Annotated in this window: 15 protein-coding genes; 13 read left to right on the forward strand and 2 right to left on the reverse strand. The window is 69.2% G+C overall.

Annotated features, from left to right (window positions below):
* Positions 1-125: 125 nt before the first annotated feature.
* From gcvT to AB0D27_RS23425, 5 genes are all read left to right on the forward strand, one after another.
* Entirely contained in the window at positions 126-1,244 is a 1,119-nt protein-coding gene (gcvT, locus tag AB0D27_RS23405; RefSeq protein WP_362511928.1) for a glycine cleavage system aminomethyltransferase GcvT, read from the forward strand.
* A gap of 165 nt (positions 1,245-1,409) precedes the next feature.
* Positions 1,410-1,787 carry a glycine cleavage system protein GcvH gene (gcvH, locus tag AB0D27_RS23410; RefSeq protein ID WP_362511931.1) on the forward strand — a complete coding sequence of 126 codons (378 nt, stop codon included), beginning with the start codon at positions 1,410-1,412 and terminating at the stop codon, positions 1,785-1,787.
* Between the two features lie 11 nt (positions 1,788-1,798).
* Positions 1,799-3,076, forward strand: coding sequence for a serine hydroxymethyltransferase (gene glyA, locus AB0D27_RS23415; RefSeq protein ID WP_362511933.1), 1,278 nt, complete (start codon positions 1,799-1,801; stop codon positions 3,074-3,076).
* Between the two features lie 94 nt (positions 3,077-3,170).
* On the forward strand, positions 3,171-4,538 hold the full coding sequence (locus tag AB0D27_RS23420) for an L-serine ammonia-lyase (protein ID WP_362511936.1): 1,368 nt from the start codon (positions 3,171-3,173) through the stop codon (positions 4,536-4,538).
* Positions 4,539-4,961: 423 nt separating this feature from the next.
* The gene (locus AB0D27_RS23425; RefSeq protein WP_362511939.1) at positions 4,962-6,137 is read left to right on the forward strand and encodes a response regulator transcription factor; all 1,176 of its coding nucleotides are present in this window, start codon (positions 4,962-4,964) and stop codon (positions 6,135-6,137) included.
* Here the strand turns inward: AB0D27_RS23425 and AB0D27_RS23430 are convergent.
* Positions 6,064-7,098, reverse strand: a complete 1,035-nt coding sequence (locus tag AB0D27_RS23430; RefSeq protein WP_362511942.1) for a beta-eliminating lyase-related protein — start codon at positions 7,096-7,098, stop codon at positions 6,064-6,066. The genes AB0D27_RS23425 and AB0D27_RS23430 overlap by 74 nt on opposite strands.
* A 216-nt stretch (positions 7,099-7,314) precedes the next feature.
* Here AB0D27_RS23430 and AB0D27_RS23435 point away from each other — a divergent pair, with 216 nt between their 5' ends.
* The 8 genes from AB0D27_RS23435 to AB0D27_RS23470 all read left to right on the forward strand — a co-directional run bounded on the left by AB0D27_RS23435 (position 7,315) and on the right by AB0D27_RS23470 (position 19,411).
* Positions 7,315-8,142, forward strand: a complete 828-nt coding sequence (locus AB0D27_RS23435; protein WP_362511945.1) for a BTAD domain-containing putative transcriptional regulator — start codon at positions 7,315-7,317, stop codon at positions 8,140-8,142.
* A 38-nt stretch (positions 8,143-8,180) separates the two neighbouring features.
* Positions 8,181-9,941, forward strand: coding sequence for a non-ribosomal peptide synthetase (locus tag AB0D27_RS23440; protein ID WP_362511948.1), 1,761 nt, complete (start codon positions 8,181-8,183; stop codon positions 9,939-9,941).
* Complete coding sequence (locus tag AB0D27_RS23445) at positions 9,938-10,678, forward strand: thioesterase domain-containing protein (RefSeq protein WP_362511951.1); 741 nt, start codon at positions 9,938-9,940, stop codon at positions 10,676-10,678. The genes AB0D27_RS23440 and AB0D27_RS23445 overlap by 4 nt, the downstream gene beginning before the upstream one ends.
* Complete coding sequence (locus AB0D27_RS23450; RefSeq protein ID WP_362511954.1) at positions 10,675-11,871, forward strand: cytochrome P450; 1,197 nt, start codon at positions 10,675-10,677, stop codon at positions 11,869-11,871. The genes AB0D27_RS23445 and AB0D27_RS23450 overlap by 4 nt, the downstream gene beginning before the upstream one ends.
* Before the next feature lie 60 nt (positions 11,872-11,931).
* Positions 11,932-13,566, forward strand: a complete 1,635-nt coding sequence (locus AB0D27_RS23455; protein ID WP_362511957.1) for a tryptophan halogenase family protein — start codon at positions 11,932-11,934, stop codon at positions 13,564-13,566.
* Complete coding sequence (locus AB0D27_RS23460) at positions 13,563-14,096, forward strand: flavin reductase family protein (RefSeq protein WP_362511958.1); 534 nt, start codon at positions 13,563-13,565, stop codon at positions 14,094-14,096. The genes AB0D27_RS23455 and AB0D27_RS23460 overlap by 4 nt, the downstream gene beginning before the upstream one ends.
* Positions 14,093-18,586, forward strand: coding sequence for an amino acid adenylation domain-containing protein (locus AB0D27_RS23465; RefSeq protein WP_362511961.1), 4,494 nt, complete (start codon positions 14,093-14,095; stop codon positions 18,584-18,586). Before AB0D27_RS23460 ends, AB0D27_RS23465 begins: the two co-directional genes overlap by 4 nt.
* A gap of 168 nt (positions 18,587-18,754) precedes the next feature.
* A complete protein-coding gene (locus AB0D27_RS23470; protein ID WP_362511964.1) occupies positions 18,755-19,411 on the forward strand; it encodes a DUF2461 domain-containing protein in 657 nt (218 codons plus the stop codon).
* Positions 19,412-19,519: 108 nt separating this feature from the next.
* Here AB0D27_RS23470 and AB0D27_RS23475 read toward each other — a convergent pair whose 3' ends face one another.
* Positions 19,520-20,761 carry a cation:proton antiporter gene (locus tag AB0D27_RS23475; protein ID WP_362511967.1) on the reverse strand — a complete coding sequence of 414 codons (1,242 nt, stop codon included), beginning with the start codon at positions 20,759-20,761 and terminating at the stop codon, positions 19,520-19,522.
* Positions 20,762-20,802: the final 41 nt, after the last annotated feature.

Raw genomic sequence — 20,802 nt, forward strand, 5'->3', positions numbered from 1 at the left:
TGACCAGTGGCTCCACCCAAGGTGCAAGTCAGGACCACCGTTTCGCGTGGTCTTGATGAACCTCTCAGGTTCCGATGACAGATGGGGAGGAACGACCTCGCCGTCATGCCTTGGGAGCCCCACCGATGAGCAGCAACGCACCCCGTCACACCGCGCTCGATGCCCTGCATCGTTCGCTCGGCGCGACGATGACCGACTTCGCAGGCTGGGACATGCCCCTGCGCTACGGCTCCGAGCGCGACGAGCACCTCGCCGTCCGCACGAAGGCCGGTCTCTTCGACCTCTCCCACATGGGCGAGATCACCGTCACCGGCCCGCAGGCGGCGGCCCTCCTGAACTACGCCCTGGTCGGCAACATCGCCTCCGTCGGCGTGGGCCGCGCCCGCTACACCATGATCTGCCGGGAGGACGGCGGCATCCTGGACGACCTGATCGTGTACCGGCTGGCCGACACGGAATACATGGTCGTCGCGAACGCCTCCAACGCGCAGGTGGTACTGGACGCGCTGACCGAGCGGACGGCCGGTTTCGACGCCCAGGTCCGCGACGACCGTGACGCGTACGCGCTGATCGCCGTGCAGGGCCCCGAGTCCCCCGGCATCCTCAAGTCGCTGACCGACGCCGACCTGGACGGCCTCAAGTACTACGCCGGTCTGCCGGGCACGGTCGCGGGCGTCCCGGCGCTCATCGCGCGCACCGGCTACACCGGCGAGGACGGCTTCGAGCTGTTCGTGGCCCCGTCCGACGCCGAGAAGCTGTGGCAGGCGCTCACCGAGGCGGGCGCGCCCGTCGGGCTCGTCCCCTGCGGCCTGTCCTGCCGCGACACGCTGCGCCTGGAGGCGGGCATGCCGCTGTACGGCCACGAGCTGAGCACCTCCCTCACCCCCTTCGACGCCGGGCTCGGGCGGGTCGTGAAGTTCGAGAAGGAGGGCGACTTCGTGGGGCGCGAGTCGCTCGCCGAGGCCGCTTCGCACGCGCAGGAGAACCCCCCGCGGGTGCTGGTCGGCCTGATCGCCCAGGGCCGCCGCGTTCCGCGCGCCGGGTACTCCGTCGTCGCCGACGGCAAGGTGATCGGCGAGATCACCTCCGGCGCCCCCTCCCCGACGCTGGGCAAGCCGATCGCGATGGCGTACGTCGACGCCGCGCACGCCGCGCCTGGCACCGCCGGCGTCGGTGTGGACATCCGGGGCAGCCATGAGCCGTACGAGGTCGTGGCGCTGCCTTTCTACAAGCGCCAGAAGTGACACTGGGCCTCATGCGCCAGAAATGACCCTGGCCCTCGAGCGCCCGACGACTGCGCCCCGCGAGCACCGAACCGACCTGCCGCAAATGACCCCGGGCACATCCGCCCAGCTCATCAACACTCCCCCGTTCATCAGCACTCCCCCGCGTACAGGAGAATTCAGGCCATGAGCAACCCCCAGCAGCTGCGCTACAGCAAGGAGCACGAGTGGCTGTCGGTCGCCGAGGACGGCGTCTCGACGGTCGGCATCACCGAGTTCGCGGCCAACGCGCTCGGCGATGTCGTCTACGCCCAGCTTCCGGAGGTCGGTGACACGGTGACCGCGGGCGAGTCCTGCGGCGAGCTGGAGTCGACCAAGTCGGTGAGCGACCTGTACGCGCCGGTCACCGGCGAGATCGTCGAGGCCAACCAGGACGTCGTGGACGACCCGTCGCTGGTCAACTCCGCGCCCTTCGAGGGCGGCTGGCTGTTCAAGGTACGCGTGACGGACGAGCCGGCCGACCTGCTCTCCGCCGACGAGTACACCGCTTTCACCGCCGGCTGAGGAGTCCCCGCATGTCGCTTCTGAACACGCCCCTGCACGAACTGGACCCGGACGTCGCCGCCGCCGTCGACGCCGAGCTGCACCGCCAGCAGTCCACCCTGGAGATGATCGCCTCGGAGAACTTCGCTCCGGTCGCGGTCATGGAGGTCCAGGGCTCGGTCCTGACCAACAAGTACGCCGAGGGCTACCCCGGACGCCGCTACTACGGTGGCTGCGAGCACGTCGACGTGGTCGAGCAGATCGCCATCGACCGCGTCAAGGAGCTCTTCGGCGCCGAACACGCCAACGTGCAGCCCCACTCGGGCGCCCAGGCCAACGCCGCCGCGATGTTCGCGCTGCTCAAGCCGGGCGACACGATCATGGGTCTGAACCTCGCGCACGGCGGGCACCTGACCCACGGCATGAAGATCAACTTCTCCGGCAAGCTCTACAACGTGGTCGCGTACCACGTCGACGACGCCACCGGCCAGGTCGACATGGCCGAGGTCGAGAAGCTGGCCAAGGAGTCCAAGCCGAAGCTGATCGTGGCCGGCTGGTCGGCGTACCCGCGTCAGCTGGACTTCGCCGCGTTCCGCCGGATCGCGGACGAGGTCGGCGCGTACCTCATGGTCGACATGGCGCACTTCGCCGGTCTGGTGGCGGCGGGCCTGCACCCGAACCCGGTGCCGCACGCCCACGTCGTGACCACGACCACCCACAAGACGCTGGGCGGCCCGCGCGGTGGTGTGATCCTTTCCGTTCAGGACCTCGCCAAGAAGATCAACTCCGCGGTCTTCCCCGGTCAGCAGGGCGGTCCCCTCGAGCACGTGATCGCCGCCAAGGCCGTCTCCTTCAAGGTCGCCGCCTCGGACGACTTCAAGGAGCGCCAGCAGCGCACGCTGGACGGCGCGCGGATCCTGGCCGAGCGCCTGGTGCAGGCCGATGTCACCGAGCACGGCGTCTCGGTCCTCTCCGGCGGCACCGACGTGCACCTGGTCCTGGTCGACCTGCGCAACTCCGAGCTGGACGGTCAGCAGGCCGAGGACCGCCTCCACGAGGTCGGCATCACGGTCAACCGCAACGCCATCCCGAACGACCCGCGCCCGCCGATGGTGACGTCCGGTCTGCGCATCGGTACGCCGGCCCTGGCGACCCGCGGCTTCCAGACCGAGGACTTCACCGAGGTCGCCGACATCATCGCCGAGGCCCTCAAGGCGCCCGCTCCCTTCGGGGAGGCCGACGCGGAGGCCCTCAAGGCCCGGGTGTCCGCTCTGGCCGACAAGCACCCGCTGTACCCCGGCCTGAAGTAATTCGTACGGAACGTACGATTCTTCAGGGCGCCGCGCACACTGGATGGTGCGCGGCGCCCTACCCCCTGCACCACCCCCGCTTTGAGGAGTTCCCGTGGCCATCTCGGTCTTCGACCTGTTCTCGATCGGCATCGGCCCGTCCAGCTCCCACACGGTGGGCCCGATGCGCGCGGCACGCATGTTCGCGCGGCGACTGCGCAAGGAAGAGCTGCTGGAGCCGGTCGCGTCGATACGCGCCGAGCTGTACGGCTCCCTGGGCGCGACCGGCCACGGCCACGGCACCCCTAAGGCGGTGCTGCTCGGCCTGGAGGGCGCCTCGCCGCGGACGGTGGACGTGGAGGGGGCCGACGACCGGGTCGAGGCGATCAAGTCGTCAGGGCGCCTGAGCCTGCTCGGCGAGCACGAGATTTCCTTCTCCTTCGACGACGACCTGGTCCTGCACCGCCGCAAGGCCCTGCCGTACCACGCGAACGGCATGACGATCTTCGCCTACGACGCCTCCGGCGAACTCGTGCTGGAGAAGACGTACTACTCCGTGGGCGGCGGCTTCGTCGTCGACGGGGACGCGGTCGGCGAGGACCGCATCAAGCTGGACGACACGGTGCTGAAGTACCCCTTCCGCACCGGCGACGAGCTGCTGCGGCTGACCCGGGAGACGGGCCTGTCGATCTCCGCCCTGATGCTGGAGAACGAGCGGGCCTGGCGCACCGAGGAGGAGATCCGCGAAGGACTCCTCGGCATCTGGCGCGTGATGCAGGCGTGCGTGTCGCGCGGCATGTCCCGCGAGGGCATCCTGCCGGGCGGCCTCAAGGTCCGCCGCCGCGCCGCCATCTCGGCCCGCCAACTGCGCGCCGAGGGCGACCCGCTGGCCCACGCGATGGAGTGGATCACGCTCTACGCGATGGCGGTCAACGAGGAGAACGCGGCGGGCGGGCGGGTCGTGACGGCCCCGACGAACGGTGCCGCAGGCATCATCCCGGCGGTCCTGCACTACTACATCAACTTCGTGCCCGGCGCCGACGAGGACGGGGTGGTGAGGTTCTTGCTGGCCGCGGGCGCGATCGGCATGCTCTTCAAGGAGAACGCCTCCATCTCCGGCGCCGAGGTCGGCTGCCAGGGCGAGGTCGGCTCCGCCTGCTCGATGGCCGCGGGCGCCTTCGCCGAGGTCCTCGGCGGCAGCCCCGAACAGGTCGAGAACGCCGCCGAGATCGGCATGGAGCACAATCTCGGCCTCACCTGCGACCCGGTCGGCGGCCTCGTGCAGATCCCCTGCATCGAGCGCAACGGCATGGCGGCCGTGAAGGCCGTCACCGCCGCCAAGATGGCCATGCGCGGCGACGGCTCCCACAAGGTCTCCCTCGACAAGGTCATCAAGACCATGAAGGACACCGGCGCGGACATGAGCGTCAAGTACAAGGAGACGGCTCGGGGTGGGCTCGCGGTGAACATCATCGAGTGCTGAGGGGGCGGGGCCCGGCCTGCGCGTTCGGTTCTTTCAGCACTGTCGGGGTCTTCCCTGCTTACGCGGCGGAAGGTCCCCGGAATGTCCCTGGGGCAGGCGTGAGAGCCCCCGAAAAGTCCCCGGGAAATCCCACGGGATGGGCGTCTGGCCTGGGGGTTGGTGGGCCCTGCTCTCCCCCCGCGATCTGGCGTCCTTGGTCGCGGAGGGAGAGATGGACGAACCGTCCCGGGGGGTCTACCGGCGGGCAGACGCACCGGAGACCGCGCACGCAGATCTGCTGGCCGTGTGCGCGCGGGCTCCACGCGCCGTCGTGTGCGCTGAGTCCGCCCTGGCCCTGCACGAGCTGATCGACGACATCCCCTCAGCAGTACACATCGCCGTGCCGCGCGGTTCACAACGCCCACGATTTCCTACCTGCCGACCGTGGTGGCGCAGTACGCCTCGAAGACCTTCGCCCTCGGCGTCGAACGGTTCGAAGCAGCCCCGGGAGAGACCGTCCCCGCGTACAACGCAGCCCGCAGTGTTGTCGACGCGATGCGCCACCGCAGCCGCATCGGCGAGACCCTCACCCTCTCCGCACTCGGCCGCTACCTGCGCCAGAGCGGACGCGGCGCGGTCACCGAACTCCCGCACATCGCACGCGAGTTGGACGCTCTCTCGAACGCGTCAGCGAAGCTCGCGCCAACGAAAGCACGGCCCATTGCCTTGTCGTCCTCACTCCATGCAGTTACCTTCGTTGGCAGGGCGGGACGGCATGGGGGAAGCGTCGCGCCACAGGGGACGGCGCGACTACGCTGTGGATCGCTGCCGACACGGGGGGCAGTCCGTATGACAAGTCGGGTAACTCGCGGCCCGATGTCGATGTCCAGTGCCCGCATCCGGTTTGTCGTGGTGGACGATCACAACCTGTTCCGCACCGGTCTCGTGTCCCTCCTCACGTCGGTTCCGACTTTCGTGGTCGAGGCCGAGGGCTCGACCGGCGCCGAGGCGGTCGTCCTGTGCAGGCTGCTCCGTCCGGACGTCCTGATCATCGACATCGAGATGCCCGGTTCCGATCCGCACGAAGTGTTGATCGACATCCTCAAGGACAGCCCGGACACCAAAGTGATCATCCTGAGCATGCACGACGACGGCGCGCAGATCCGCGAACTGTTAGCCGTTGGAGTGTCCGGCTTCCTGCACAAGTCAATCGACTACCCGGCGCTCAGAACGGCGATCGACTCCGTGCTGATGAACTCGGATCAGCTCGTCATCCACCTCCCCCAGAAGTCTCTGCTCGCCGATGACCGGGCCGAGGCCAAGCCGTCCGGTCTGATCTCGGCCCGCGAGCTCGAAGTGCTCTCCATGCTCGCCAAGGGCATGAGCAACGCCGAGCTCGCCCGACGGCTGTTCATCAGCGTGAGCACGGTCAAGCGCCATCTCACCAACATCTACCGCAAGCTCGGCGCGGTCTCCCGAGTCGACGCACTGCGGCGGGCCGAGGCAGCGGGCATGTTGCCCGCACGCCACCCCGACGAGCGATCTCCTACTTCAGGCTCGCCGCTACCTCCGTGGCAAGGTCGCTCACGTCCGCCTGACCGGTGGCGTGAGACGTCATAAGACGGGTCACTCCGGCCGGCAGGAGGTGAAAGGTCCAGCTCTTGCGCAGCGTGTTCGTCGCGGCAGGTGGTAGCTCGACGAAGACCGCGTTGGACTGCACAGGCTGGGTCAACCGCAGTCCGGGCAGTTTTTCCAGGTCCGCCGCGAGGCGGGTGGTCATGCTGTTCGCGTGCCGCGCATTGTCCAGCCAGAGCTCACCGTCGAGCAGCGCGCTGATCTGCACGGCGAGGAACCGCATCTTGGACGCCAACTGCCCCTGCTGTCTGCGCAGGTAGGGCGCCCGCTCAGCGAGGTCGGAAGTCATGAGGAGCAGCGCGTCGGCGCCGAGCGCCCCGTTCTTGGTGAAGCCGAAGCTCAACGCATCGGCGAAGCGAGCGATGTCTGCCACCTTGCAGCCCAGATGGGCCACGGCGTTGGCGAGCCGTGCCCCGTCCAGGTAGATGCGGAGCCCCTTCCGGTCGCAGAGTTCGCGCAGCGCCGCGAGCTCCCGCAGTGTGTAACAGGTTCCCAGTTCAGTGGCCTGTGTGATCGCCACAGTTGAAGGACGCGGCGTCCGTACGTCCGTGCACCGCTCCAGCACGGCCTCGATCGCCGCCGGGGTGAGCTTGCCGTCCGGTGCCGGGGCGAGCAAGAGCTTCCTGCCCAACATCGCCTCGACCGCCCCGCATTCGTCCACCGCGAAGTGAGCGTTGTCGGCACATATGATCGCATCACCCGGACCGAGCAGGACGGACAGGCCGAGAACATTCGCGGCCGTGCCGTTGAAGACCAGCAGCGGAACCGCCGCCGGCCCGGCCAGGTCGCGGAGGCTCGCCTCGGCAGCCGCCGTCCAGCGGTCGCCTCCATAAGCTGGAGCCGACCCGCGGCCGGCCGCCATGATCGCGGCCAGTACGGCGGGATGCGCCTCCGCGTGATTGTCGCTCGCGAAATCCTCGCGTGTGACACCGGTCGGTCCGTTCATGGTGACAAATTTTCCGGCACCCCGAAACCACCGGCAACCTCTCCGTGGCTCGGATCGCTACGCCTTCCAGCTCACCTTCGATACGACCAGGCGTACCACCTGGCCAGGAAAGGTGGTATCTCCACCGCTACTACCTCCTCACCACCAGAAGGCGAACTTAACCTCGGGACCGGCTATGGCGATCCGCGGGGGCAGCCCGCGAGAGGAGTGAGAGAGATGAGCGTCACGACGATGCTTGCGAACTTGCCGGAAACTCCACCCGCGTACCTGTCGGTGTGTTTCTTCGGGCGGTTCGCGACCTCGGTGGGCGGCATGCCGGTCGAGCGTTGGAGGGCCGGGAAGTCACGCAGCTTCTTTCAGTACCTCATGCTGCACCGGAACCGGGTGATGACCCGTAACCAGCTGCGGGATGCGCTCTGGCCGGAGGCCGAGTGGCGCGCCTCCTCCAGTTCGCTGAAGGTCGCTTGTTGCGGAGCTCGCAGCACGCTCGGCGCCAGCAAGCAGTCGGAAGGCGCCGGGTCGCCCATCCGGCTGCTGCATCGGGATGGCGGCTACCTGCTCGACGCCGACGACGCCTGGTGCGACATCGAGGAATTCCGGGAACGGATCCACGACGGCATGCAGCACCGCTCCCACGGCCGCTCGGATCAAGCCGCAGAGAGCCTGACAAGAGCGATAGCGCTTTACCACGGTGACTTCCTGGCAGGTCAGGATGAGGACTGGACCGCCGAGGCGCGAGAGTACTACCGGTCCTTGGCGTTAGGCGCCCTCGACGTCCTGCGCTGCACCGCGGTGGAGCGCGGCGACGCGGACGCGGTCTTCGCGCTCGGTCAGCGCACGCTACAGATCGACGCGCTGCACGAGCCCACCTACCAGGACCTGATCAGGGTCGCGGGCCTGCTCGGCCAGCCGGAGCAGGCGATGCGCTGGTACCAGCTGTGCGAGCGACGGCTGCAACGTCTCATCGGCGTCGAACCGTCCGCCGACACCAGGCAGGCCCTGCACCAGGTCCTGAACGGACGCGGCCGGCCGCTCGCCCTCTAGTCCACGCGTCCGCAAACCGGTGAAGGAAGGACTCGGGCATGACCACGACCCCTTCGACAGCCACGCCTCCAGTCGTCATCTCCCGCCTGCTCGACCATGTGGCCGACCACGCCGCCGAGCGTCCCGACGAGCCCGCGGTCATCACGGCCGACGGCAGCCTCACCTGGGCCGGGCTCGCCGTGTCCGTGGGCACGGCGACCCGTACGTTAGGCGCCTACGGGATCGGACGCGGCACCGCGGTAGCGCTCGCCACCGGCCGTGACCGGCACGCCGTCACCGCTCTTCTCTCCGTCTGGGCTCTCGGTGCGACCGCGGTGCTCCTCGACGAGCGGCATCCAGCAGCACACCTCAGCAGTGTCATCGCCAACTCCGGTGCCGAGTGGATCATCGCGGCCGAGCTGACGCCGGAGGTGCTCGGCAACGGCGTTCCGGTTCTGACGACCTCAGACCTACTCGAGGAGCCCGGCGGAGTCGCCGGCGCCGTCACGGCGGAACCGGTCTCCCCTGAGGACGTCGCCTACGTGATCCACACATCCGGCAGCAGCGGCCGGCCGAAGGGGGTCGACGTCTCGTTCACGAACCTGGAGGCGTTCGTCGGCGCGATCGAGACCCTCGGGATGCCACGCGGCGGCAACGGCATCAACGCGGTGTCGCCCGCGTTCGACGGCTGGCTGTGGTGCACCCTCCTGTACTTGGTGTTCGGAAACGCGCTCGGCATCGTGGACCTCGCGCGATCGGCGGCCGACGGACCCGCCGCCGCGATTGCCGCCCTCGCCCCTCAAGTGGTGTGTCTGACGCCGTCGTTGCTGGCCGCCTGCGAAGGAGGCGTGGACAGCGCGGAGGCGATCGTGGTGGCCGGCGAGCCGTGCCCGCCGGACCTGGCGAAGCGGCACGGGACCGGTCGCCGGCTGCTCAACGTATACGGGCCGACCGAGGCCACCATCGCGGCCACCTGGGCGGACAGCGCCCGCGGCGACGACCTGGCCACGATCGGCACCTCGATCCCCGGTTACGCCGTCCACGTGCTCGGCCCCGAGGGCCGCCCGATACCCGACGGTGAGCAGGGTGAGCTGTACATCGGCGGGCCCGGAGTCGCCCTCGGCTACCGGAACGAGCCAGAGCTGACGGCACGCCATTTCGTGACCGATCCCCTGCGCGGCCGCATCTACGGCACCGGGGACCTCGTCCGGCGGCGGACCGACGGCCAGCTGGAGTTCCGCGGCCGGGTCGACACACAGGTCAAGGTACGCGGGTTCCGCGTGGAGCTCACCGAGATAGAGCGTCGGGCCGTCGGCCCCGGTGTGGCACAGGCCGTCGCCTACCTGCTTCCGGGACGCCGGACCATCGGCCTGGCCGTGGTGCCCGCCAACGGCTACCCGGGGGACGGGGAACTGCGGGACCTCCTCGCCGCAACGCTCCCCGCGCACCAGGTGCCAAGCGGGATCCGGCGTCTGGAGACGCTGCCGCTGACCCCCAACGGCAAGACCGATCGGGCCGCGCTCGCCGCGGCGCACGCGGCCGCCGACGGCGCGGGGCACCACCCGCCGGAGGCTACGGACCCGTTGCTGAGCACCGTCATGAAGGTCTGGAACACGGTCCTGGAGCATCCGGTGACCGACGTGGACGCCGACTTCTTCGCCTCGGGCGGGCACTCCCTGCTGGCCGCCGGGATGATCACCGCGCTGCGTCAGGAGACCGGGGTGTCCCTGTCGATGCGCGAACTGCTGAGCAACCCCACCATCCGAGCCTGCGCGGATGTCGTCCGCGCCCGGCTGGGAGAACCCACGGCGGCGTCATGACCTACCTTCGCAGTTGGCCGAACGGCGCGTCGGCGGCCGTCCCGGTCCTGCTCTGCCTGCCGCAGGCCGGCGCCGGCTCGTTCCAGTTCCAGGACTGGCAGGTCCGGCTCGGCTCGAGCGCCACGGTGTGCGCCGTGCAGCTGCCCGGCCGGGAGGACCGGTGGGGCGAGCCGGCACCGTCCAGCATCGCCGAGGTGGTCGGTGCCGTGGTGGCGGAACTGGCGGACGCCGGGCTCCTCGACCGACCGCTGGTCGTCTTCGGGGACAGCCTCGGCGGACTGATCGCATACGAGTTGGCCCGTGCGGTCGGCCCGTCCGCACTCGTGGTGTGCGTCTGCCGGGCGCCGGTCCACTGGGCACGGCAGGGCGGGCTCCGCGACGACGACGTCGAACGGCTGGCCTCCGCAAGCGTCGACGGTTCGACCCTGCCACCGGAGCTCGTCACCGAACTGCGCGACATCGCCGCCGAGGTGCTGCGCCGCGACGCGGCGTTGTCGACGACCTTCCGGGACGCGCCGGGCGCTCAGCCGCTGCGCTGTCCTGTGTACGCGTGGGGCGCCGTTGCCGACGAGACAGTCACCCCCGCACAGCTGGACGACTGGCGCGATGTCACCACCGGGCCGCTGCACCGCCACGACTTCATCGGCGGGCACCGGGTCAGCCGCGAGGATCCGGTCGCGTTGCTCGGACGGCTCTCCCAAGTTCTGGCCGACATCGCCGAGGAGGAACCGTCGTGATCCCGCAGGCACCGCCAGTGATCGACCTGATCGATCCCGGCCCCTTCGAACGCAACGACTTCTGGGACGCCCTCGCCTGGCTGCGCGCCAACTCGCCGGTGTACCGGCATCCGGGCGACCCCGCGCCGTTCTGGGTGCTCACCAGGCACCGTGACATCGCCGCCGTGTACGGGGACTCCACACATTTCGGTTCCCGCTTCGGGATGCGGATCGGCAGCGACGCGGCCGCCGTGGCGGCGGTCGCCCAGCGGATGCTGATCGTCTCCGATCCGCCGCAGCACACCGCGGTCAAACGGACGCTGATGGAGTGGTTCGGGCCCTCCCGCATGCCCCGGGTCGACGGGCTTGTGCGGCAGGTGGTGGACGAGCTGATCACCGAAGACATCCTCGACCGGCCGCTGGATTTTATCGAGGTGGCCAAGCGGCTGCCGAACCACGTGGTGTGCGCCTTGATGGATCTCCCCCGGGCAGACTGGGACTGGATCGGCGCGGTCACCACCGAGGCGTTCGACGACACGTCAGGCAAACACGCCAATGGCGAGATCTTTCTGTACTTCGCCGATCTGCTCGCGGCGCGGCGGGCGCAGCCGGGTGACGACTTCGTCAGCTGGGTCGCGACCCAGGGCAGGGTGGACGCCGACGGCGGTCGCCCGCTGACCGACGAGGAGATCATCTTCAACTGTAACGGGGTGCTCTCCGGCGCCAATGAGACCACCCGCTATGTCACGGCCGGAGGACTGCTCGCCTTCGCGCAGTTCCCCGAGCAGTGGGAGCGGCTGCGCGCTCTCGGCGCCGCCGGGGTGGCCGCCGCCGTCGAGGAGGCGTTGCGCTGGACCTCACCGGGCGTGCACGCGATGCGCACCGTCCTGCGCCCGACGGAGATAGCCGGGCAGCGGCTGCGGCCCGGCGAACGGATCACGCTCTGGAACGCGTCCGCCAACCGGGACGAGGAGGTCTTCGACGAGCCGGACCGGTTCCTCGTCGACCGGAGTCCCAATCGGCACCTGGCGTTCGGCCACGGCAGACACCTTTGTCTGGGCGCGCGCATGGCGCGCTGCGAACTCAACGCATTGTTCGGCCGGCTGGCCGAGCGCGTCGCAAGTGTGGAACTCACCGGCACGCCTTCGTTCACGCCGTCCAACTTCACCTGGGGAGTCAGCGCCCTCCCGCTCCGGCTCCACGGGCGTGCGTAACCAGCAAGTAATTGCTGCCGCCGACGATGCGGCGAAGACAACCATCTGATGGAGGTCACCATGGGGGAGCCCATTCGCAACATCGTCATCATCGGCGGCGGCACCGCCGGTTGGATGGCCGCGTCCTACCTCGGAAAGGCGCTGTCCGGCCAGGCCGCCATCAGCGTCGTCGAGGCACCGGCGATTCCGCGAATCGGCGTCGGTGAGGCGACCGTGCCCAACCTCCAGCGGGTCTTCTTCGACTACCTCGGCCTGCCGGAAGAGGAGTGGATGAGCAAGTGCAACGCCGGTTTCAAGATGGCCGTCAAGTTCATCAACTGGCGTACGCCGGGTCCGGGTGAACCGACCAGCCGGCACGACGGCACCTGGTCAGACCACTTCTACCATCCGTTCGGCCTGCTGCCCTCCCCCGACGGTGTGCCGCTGTCGCACTACTGGACGCGAAAGCACCTGGCCAACACGACCAGCGAGCCGTTCGACTACGCGAGCTTCGTCGAACCGCCGTTGATGGACGCGAAGCGCTCACCCCGGTTCCTCGACGGCACCCGCTGCACGAACTACGCCTGGCACTTCGACGCCGCCCTCGTGGCCGAGTTCCTCCGCGACTTCGCCACTGCCAAGCATGGCGTGCTGCACATCGAGGGCACCGTCTCGAACGTCCGGGTCGACCCGCGCGGCTCCATCGAGTCGGTCACGCTGGAATCGGGCCAGGTCGTCGAGGGCGACCTCTTCGTCGACTGCAGTGGCCTGCGTGGCCTGCTGATCAACAAGACACTCGGCGAGCCCTTCATCGACATGAACGACCACTTGCTGAACAACAGCGCGGTCGCTACCCAGGTCCCGCACGACGACGAGGCGAACGGGATCGAGCCCTTCACCTCATCGATCGCGATGCCCGCCGGGTGGACTTGGAAGATTCCGATGCTGGGCCGGTTCGGCACCGGCTACGTGTACTGCGACACGTTCGCGAGCAAGGACGAGGCCACCCGCGATCTGTGCCGGCTGTGGGGGCTGGACCCCGAGAAGGTCCCGCTCAACCACATCAAGTTCCGGGTCGGCCGCAACCGCCGCGCCTGGGTGGGCAACTGCGTCAGCATCGGACTGTCCTCGTGCTTCGTCGAGCCCTTGGAGTCGACCGGCATCTACTTCATCACCGCCTCGCTGTACCAGTTGGTCAAGCACTTTCCGGAACGCAACGTCGACCCGGTACTGCGCGACCGGTTCAACCGCGAGATCGTCGACATGTTCGACGACACCCGGGACTTCTTGCAGGCGCACTACTCACTGTCCCCGCGCACCGACACGCCGTTCTGGCAGGCCACCAAGGACCTCACCCTGGCCGACCAGATCAAGGAGAAGATCGAGATGTTCCGCTCCGGAGTCCCGATCAACCCTCCGGCGACCGACGAGCGCACCTACTACGGCAACTTCGAGGCGGAGTTCCGCAACTTCTGGACGAACGGGAGCTACTACTCGGTTTTCGCAGGGCTCGGCGTCCGGCCACGAACTGCACTGCCGATCCTCTCCTACCGGCCCGACTCGGTGGCCTCAGCCGAACAGGCCTTTGCCGACGTGAAAGCGCGCCAGCGCCGACTGGTCTCCGATCTGCCCTCGACCTACGAGTATCTGCGGCAGCTGCACCGGGACGAATCGCCGCAGCCCACCGCCGCATGGGCGCCGCGGCGGACAGCGTGACCAACACCTCGGCAACCTCCGTCACGGCGGAGCAGGCGTTCCGCCGGGTCATGGGATCGCTCGTGACCGGAGTCACCGTGGTCACCGCGCCGGCGACCGACGGTCCCCGGGGTATGACCTGTTCTTCGCTGACCAGCGTATGTCTCGAACCGGCGACGCTGGCGGTGTGCCTGCGCACCGCCAGTTCGACGCGTACCGCCGCCCTCCGGCACGGGATGTTCGCGGTGAACCTGCTGCACGGCGGGGCCGAACGCACGGCCCGGGTGTTCTCAACCGACGTCCCCGACCGGTTCGCCCTGGTCGACTGGCGCATGTCGGGGACGGGGCTGCCGTTGCTCACCGAGGACGCCTGCGCGTACGCGCTGTGCGATGTCGTCCACACGGTCGAAATCGGCGACCACACGATGATTTTCGGCACGGTCACCGACTCCTGCGTGCTGCCCGGGACGCCACTCGTCTACGCGCGCCGGTCATACCGCTCCTGGGACGCCCTTCCCCCTACTCAAGACCGCCAGGAAGGCGACCAATGATGCCCACCCCTGCCGTAGAACCGCCGCCGGCGCTGCTCGCGGACCGGCCGGCCGCCCCCGGCGACCTTCGTGAGCCGCACCGCCCCTGGCACGTCGCACCGGCCGGCAGCAGTCTCGGCCGCGACCACCGGTGGTGGTCCGGAGTGTGGGTCGCCCTCCTCGCCCGTTACAACGGTCACGACCGGGTGTGGCTGGCCGGCACGAGCGGCTGGTACGAGGTGCCGGTGGCTCAGGAGACGCTGGTCGGCAACCTGATCTCCGCCACGGTGGAGGTGCTCGACGGGCCGTCGTTCCAGCCGTCCCGCCAGCCGTCCGCCCCGGTGGCGGTGACCGCGGGTGAGCCCGGGGAGCATCGCGGCGTCGGCGACATCGCGGTCGAGCTGGCGGACGGCGTCGTCAGCGTGGCCGGTGACGCGCGGCTGTGGGAGCCGGCGACGCTGCAACGGCTGGCCGGTCAGCTGCGGCTGCTCGGCGAACAGGCGGCGGCCGCCCCGAGCACGCCGTTGACGACAGTCGACCTGCTGACCGCTGAGGACCAGCGGCTCATCACCGAGGGGTGGAACCGCACCGCCGCCGACTGGCCGTCGACCGGATACCTCGACCTGGTCGCGGCGCAGGTGCGCGCCCGCCCGAACGCTCCGGCGGTGGAGCACGGCGACCTCATCATCTCCTTCGCCGAGCTGGACCGGCGCAGTGACCAGATCGCCGCCGAGCTGCGGCGGGTCGGGGTCGCGGCCGGGGACCGCGTCGGGTTGTTCTGCCCGCGCGGCGCCGACTACGTGCTTGCCGTCTTCGGCATCCTGAAGGCCGGCGCGGCGATCGTCCCGTTCGACCCGGTCAACCCTGACGCGCGGATCTCGTTCATGCTCCGCGACAGCGCGGCCACGGCGGTCTTGACCAGCGACGATCTGGGCGACCGGCTCCCGGACGGCCCGCCGGTCCTCGACATCGCGGCCACCGCGGCCGCACCCGGTGAGCCCCCGGCCGCCACCGTGGATCCGGACCCCATCAGTCACCTCATCTACACCTCGGGATCGACAGGGGAACCGAAGGCGGTCCTCGAACGCCTGCACGCGATAGAGAACCTGGTGCACTGGACCGGCCGCGCCTACGGGGTACGGCCCGGCGATCGAGCCTCCTGGCTGTCCGCGCCCGGGTTCGGGGTCCAGATCATGGAGTGGATGCCTTACCTCGCGCTCGGCGCCACGGTATGTGTCCCTGCGGCGCGGCACGCGCTGTCCCCGGCGCAGCTGCGGGACTGGCTGGTCGCGGAGAAGGTCACCCATACCATGCTCGTGGCCGCCCTCGCGGAACCGGCCTGGGCACTCGACTGGCCCGCGGACGCCGCGCTGCGCATCTTGGTCACCACCGCGGAGCGGGTGCACAGCTGGCCGCCCGTGGACACCCCGTTCCGCGTCGTCATGACCTACGGCACCACCGAAAGCACCAACGCGCTGACCTGCCTGGACCTGGGCGCCGGTATCGACCTGACCAGTCAGGCGACCTCGTCGCACATCAAGGCGGCGCATCCGGTGCCCGCGGGACGGCCGATCGCCAACGTCCGCGCCTACGTACTCGACGAGCTCGACCGTCCGGTGCCACCGGGGCTGACCGGCCGGCTGCTGATCGGTGGGGCCGGGCTGTCCGCCGGATACCACAACCGGCCTGAGCTGACTGCGAAGCTGTTCCGCCCCGACCCGGTGACCGGGACCGGGCTCGCCTACGACACCGGCGATCTCGCCCGGTACCGGGCGGACGGCGCGATCGAGATCCTCGGCAGGGGCGACGCCCAGGTGAAGATCCGGGGCTTCCGGGTCGAGCTCGGCGAGGTGGAATCCGCCCTGATCGGCTGCTCCGAGGTGGCCGAGGCGGTGGTCACCACCGTCGAGACGGGTCAGGGTGGCCGACAGCTGGCTGCCTACGTCACCGCAGTGGACGGCGCCGACCTGGACGGCGCCGCGCTGAAAGCCAGGCTCAGTGATCGGTTGCCGTACTACATGGTGCCGTCGACGGTGACGCCGCTGCCGGAGATCCCTCGATTGCCGAACGGCAAGACGGACCTGCGTTCACTGCCCGCACCGGATCCGGCGGGGCAGAGTGATGACGACTTCGTCCCCGCCCGGACCGAGACCGAGGCCGCCATGGCCCGGCTGTGGACCGAGATCTTCGACGGTCGAACGATCTCGATGACCGACAACTTCTTCCATCTCGGCGGCCACTCGCTGCTGGCCTTCCGGCTCATCGACGAACTGCGCGGTCGGTTCGACGTCGAGCTGTCGATGACGGAGCTGTACGCGAACCCGACCGCGGCCGAGCTGTCCGCGGCCGTCGACGCAGGCCTGGCGGGCTCGGCCGCCTTCGCGGATCTGCCGCCGATCGAGCCGAACCCGGCCGCACGATTCGATCCGTTCCCGCTGAACGACGGACAGCAGGCGATGTGGATCGGCCGCGGCAGCATGGTCGAGCTCGGAAACGTCGGCTGCCACGGATACTTCGAGTGGGAGTCGGACGACCTCGACCTCGACGCGTTCGAGCAAGCCTGGCAGACGCTGGTCGAGCGCCACGACGCGTTGCGCACCATCGTGCTGGTCGACGGCACCCAGCGGGTGCTCGCGGAGGTTCCCGACTTCGTGATCAGGCACCACGACCTGCGGGAGGCAGCGGACCCCGAGCGGGAACTGCTGGCCGTGCGCGACCAGTTGTCGCACGCCATCCTCGACGCGGCCAAGTGGCCGCTGTTCGATCTGAGGCTGACCCTCCTGCCCGGCGGCAGGACCCGGATACACCTGGTGCTCGACTTCCTGGTCGCCGACGCCTGGAGCTACTTCCAGGTGATCGTTCCCGAGCTGAGTGAGCTGTACGCGGGCCGGGGCTCGACGCTCGAACCACTGCGGCTGACGTTCCGCGACTACGTGCTCGGCCTCGCGGCGAACCTCGAGGAGAGCGACGTCTACCAGCGCTCCCAGTGGTACTGGCTGGACCGGCTCGAATCGCTACCCGGCGCGCCACTGTTGCCCGAACGGCCGACGACCCAACCCGTACTGCAGGCCAAGATCGAACGGTACAGCGGCGTCCTCGGCGCCGAGGACTGGGCGACGATCGCCACCCTGGCCAGCGAGCACGGCGTCACCGGATCCGGCGTGCTCGCCGCCGCCTACGCCGAGGTGCTGCGGTCCTGGTCCGCCAAACCGTCGTTCTGCCTGAACTTCCCGCTGTTCAGTCGGCTGCCCTTGCATCCCCAGATCACCAAGGTGATCGGTCACACGACCACGACGCTGCTCCTGGAAGCCGCCGGGGCCGGACGGACGTTCGCAGACCGCGCTCAGACGCTGCAGCGGCGGCTCTGGTCCGATCTCGAGCACCGCCATTTCACCGGCATCCAGGTCCTGCGCGCATTGACCCGCTCGCGCGGAACGCTGGTGCCCGCGATGCCGGTGGTGATGACCAGCCTGGTCGGCTACCCGCCTGACCAACGGGACACCACGTTCGGCTCAGCGGTGTACGGGATCTCCCAGACCCCCCAAGTGAGCCTGGACTTCCAGGCCTTCGAGACCGACGACGGGGGCCTGCGGTTCAACTGGGACTACATCCAGGCCGTCTACCCCGACGGATTGATCGGCGAGATGTTCACCGCCTTCCTCGACCTGCTGGGTCGGCTCACTACGCGCGATGCCTGGCGCACCGACGACTTCCGCTACGGTGTCGCCCGGCATGCGGCCGACGCTGCCGACGCGGAGGTGGACGCCGGTGCGAAGCGCACCGGGACGGCATGGGAGCAGTACTGGGCATCGGTGGACTCCACCGGCCGCGGCGGAGACGTGTTGTGGGACGCCGACGACGCCGACGAGATGCGCTGGCTCCTCGACGCCACGGCGCGGCACCTGGATCCGGCGCTGCCGGTCGTCGACCTGGGCTGCGGCAACGGTCGGTACGCCAGGGCGCTCGCCACCCGGTTCCGCACCGTGGTCGGGGTCGACGTGTCACCCACTGCGATCGCCAGGGCCCGCGAAGAGGGCGCCGGGCTCGACAACTTGTCCTTCGACGTCCTCGACCCGGGTGACCTGGACACCGTCAAGGCGCTGGCGACACGGATCGGCCCGGCCAACGTCTTTGTGCGCGCGGTCCTGCACGTCCTCGGCGACGAGGAACGCGCCGCGATGGCCGCCGCCATGACCCTGCTCACCGATGGCCGAGCAGGTGTGCTCATGATCGAACCCGACTACGCGGCGAGCTCGTTCGGCTATCTCGGCCATGTGGGTGGCGCCCGCGGCCGAGCCGCACATCTGGTCCGGCCACTCGAAGCCGCAGGCGTACGGCACTCGACCCGCTTCGGCCCGACGGACCTGGACCACTACTTCCCCCGCGACCAATGGCGATGGCTGTCTACCGGCCCTGCGGAGATGCATGCCGTCGACCCCGAGTCCGACCAGAGCACGATCCGCGTCCCCGGCTTCTTTGCCGCCGTCCGCCCCATCGCCCCCGATCGATGACCAGGGTGCCGGGGTGCAGCGGTCCAGTTCAGTCAGCCCTGTGAATAGACACGAGCGACCCTGGCCGGATTGGATTGGCGACAGCGACGGCCGATCACTTCCCGAGGTGCTGTTCGCTGAGATCAGTGCGCGAATTCCTCAGCTTCGGTACGAAAGCAGGATGAACCCATGGTCTTCACCGGGATTCCGGACGAGGCGTTCGACTTCTTCCGAGAGCTTGGCCTGGACAACTCGACATCGTTCTGGCGACAGCACCGCGACAGATACGAGCGGGCAGTCCGCGAGCCGATGGCGAACCTGGTCGCAGAACTGTCCCCGGAGTTCGGCGCGCTTCGGATGCTGCGGCCCCAGCGGGACACTCGGGCGTCCAACGACAAGTCGCCGTACAAGACTTACCAGGGGGCGCTGGTGGATCTCGAACCAGGCCTCGGCTTCTGGCTCCACCTCGATGCCTCCGGCCTGCACGCCACCGGACGGTACTACTCACGCGCCCCTCAGGAGACGGCCGCGTACCGCTCGGTGGTGACCGAAAACCGAGGCGAAGAACTGGAGTTCCTCGTGAACGGCCTGGAGACGCTCGGATTCACCATTGGCGGGGTCACGCTGCAGACCAGGCCACGCGGGATCCCGGCCGACCACCCGCGCGTGGGGCTTCTACGTCACCGAACGCTGGACATCGGCCGCAGCTGCGACCGAGCCGCTGCCGGCCACCCGTCAGCGGTCCAGTGGGTGGCCAAGACCTGGCGCGAACTTCGCCCGACGCTGGACTGGATCTCGACCAATGTCTGCCCACGCGCCCGCGAGTTGCGCAGGTCAAGTACTTAGGGCCTGATCGAACCATGGATGATCCATCCAGGTTCGCGTCCCGTTCGAACGGTGCGGTGACGACGATCGTGGCCTGGGCGCCGGCTCCTCGGGCTGCCGGGCCCCCACTCAGGTCTCGTTGAGGCCGGCGGACGGGACCGCTTCGTCGGAGGCGGACGCCGGGCGGCGGGGCAGGGCGAGGAGAGTCAGCAGCGGGCTGGCCGTGGCCGTCGTGATCAGGGCCATCAGAACCAGGACGGTGAAGAGCCGGCCATGGATGATTCCGGCGCTCAGGCCGACATTGAGCGCGATGAGCTCGGTGAGCCCGCGGGTGTTGAGCAGCGCCGCGATGGTGGCCGACTCGCGCCTGTCCAGGCCGTTCAGCCGGCTCGCCAGATAGCCGGGCACCAGTTTGCCCGCGACCGAGATCAGCAGAATCAGGCAGAGCAGGAGCACACTGCTTCGACCGATCGCGCCGACGTTCAAGGAAAGCCCGGTCACCACGAAGAACAGCGGCAACAGCAGGCCGGCAGCTCCCTCCATCGCCCGCAGGACGTCGAGGTCGGGCACACCGTCGCGGCGCGGCATGAGCAGCCCGGCCAGGAATCCACCAAAGACCGCGTGCAGGCCCAGTTCGGAGGTGGCCCAGGCACAGCCCATCGCCAGGACGATCGCCATGGGCAGCTGATGGGTGAACATACTGCCGGGCCGGTGGATCCACCAGCGCAGCAGCGGACGGACAATCAGGCCACCGCCCAGCACGAGACCGGCGGTCAGCAGGACGGTCTGCCAAGCCGGCAGGCCGTGCGACTCACCCGGCATCGCCGCAGCGAGTGCGGTCCAGGCGGCCACGTCCATGACACCGGCGGCGGACAGCGCGATCACGCTGGCGCGAGTGCCGGCGATCCCGGACTCCCGGACGATGGCCGCCAGCACGGGTAACGCCGTGATCGACACGGCGACGGCCATGAACAGCACGAAGGAGCGCGAGTCGACGTCGTGTTCTCCCACCGAGGTGAAGGCGGACGGCATGAGGAGGACCGCGCCCGCGCCCAGGCCCATCGGGACGAGCAGGGCCGCGGCCGCCACCGACAGCGTCGTCCTGCTGCTCATGCGCAAGGACCCGAGGTTGAGCTCGTAGCCGACCACGAACATGAAGGTGACGATGGCAACCTGGGCGAGCACGCTCAGATACGGGAGGACCTCCTGCGGAAACAGCCTGCCGGTCAGATCCCCCGGGAGCCGGCCCAGCAGGGTCGGGCCGAGCGCCACCCCGGTCAGGATCTGCCCGATGACCACGGGCTGGCCGAAACGTGTGGCCAGCCCGCCGAGCAGCGATGAGACGAGCAGGATGATGGCGATGTCGCCCATCACTTGAGTGGTAACGGCTCCCACGCTCAAGAGCGGCCTCC

This window comes from Streptomyces sp. NPDC048415, from assembly GCF_040651675.1.
Lineage (GTDB): Bacteria > Actinomycetota > Actinomycetes > Streptomycetales > Streptomycetaceae > Streptomyces.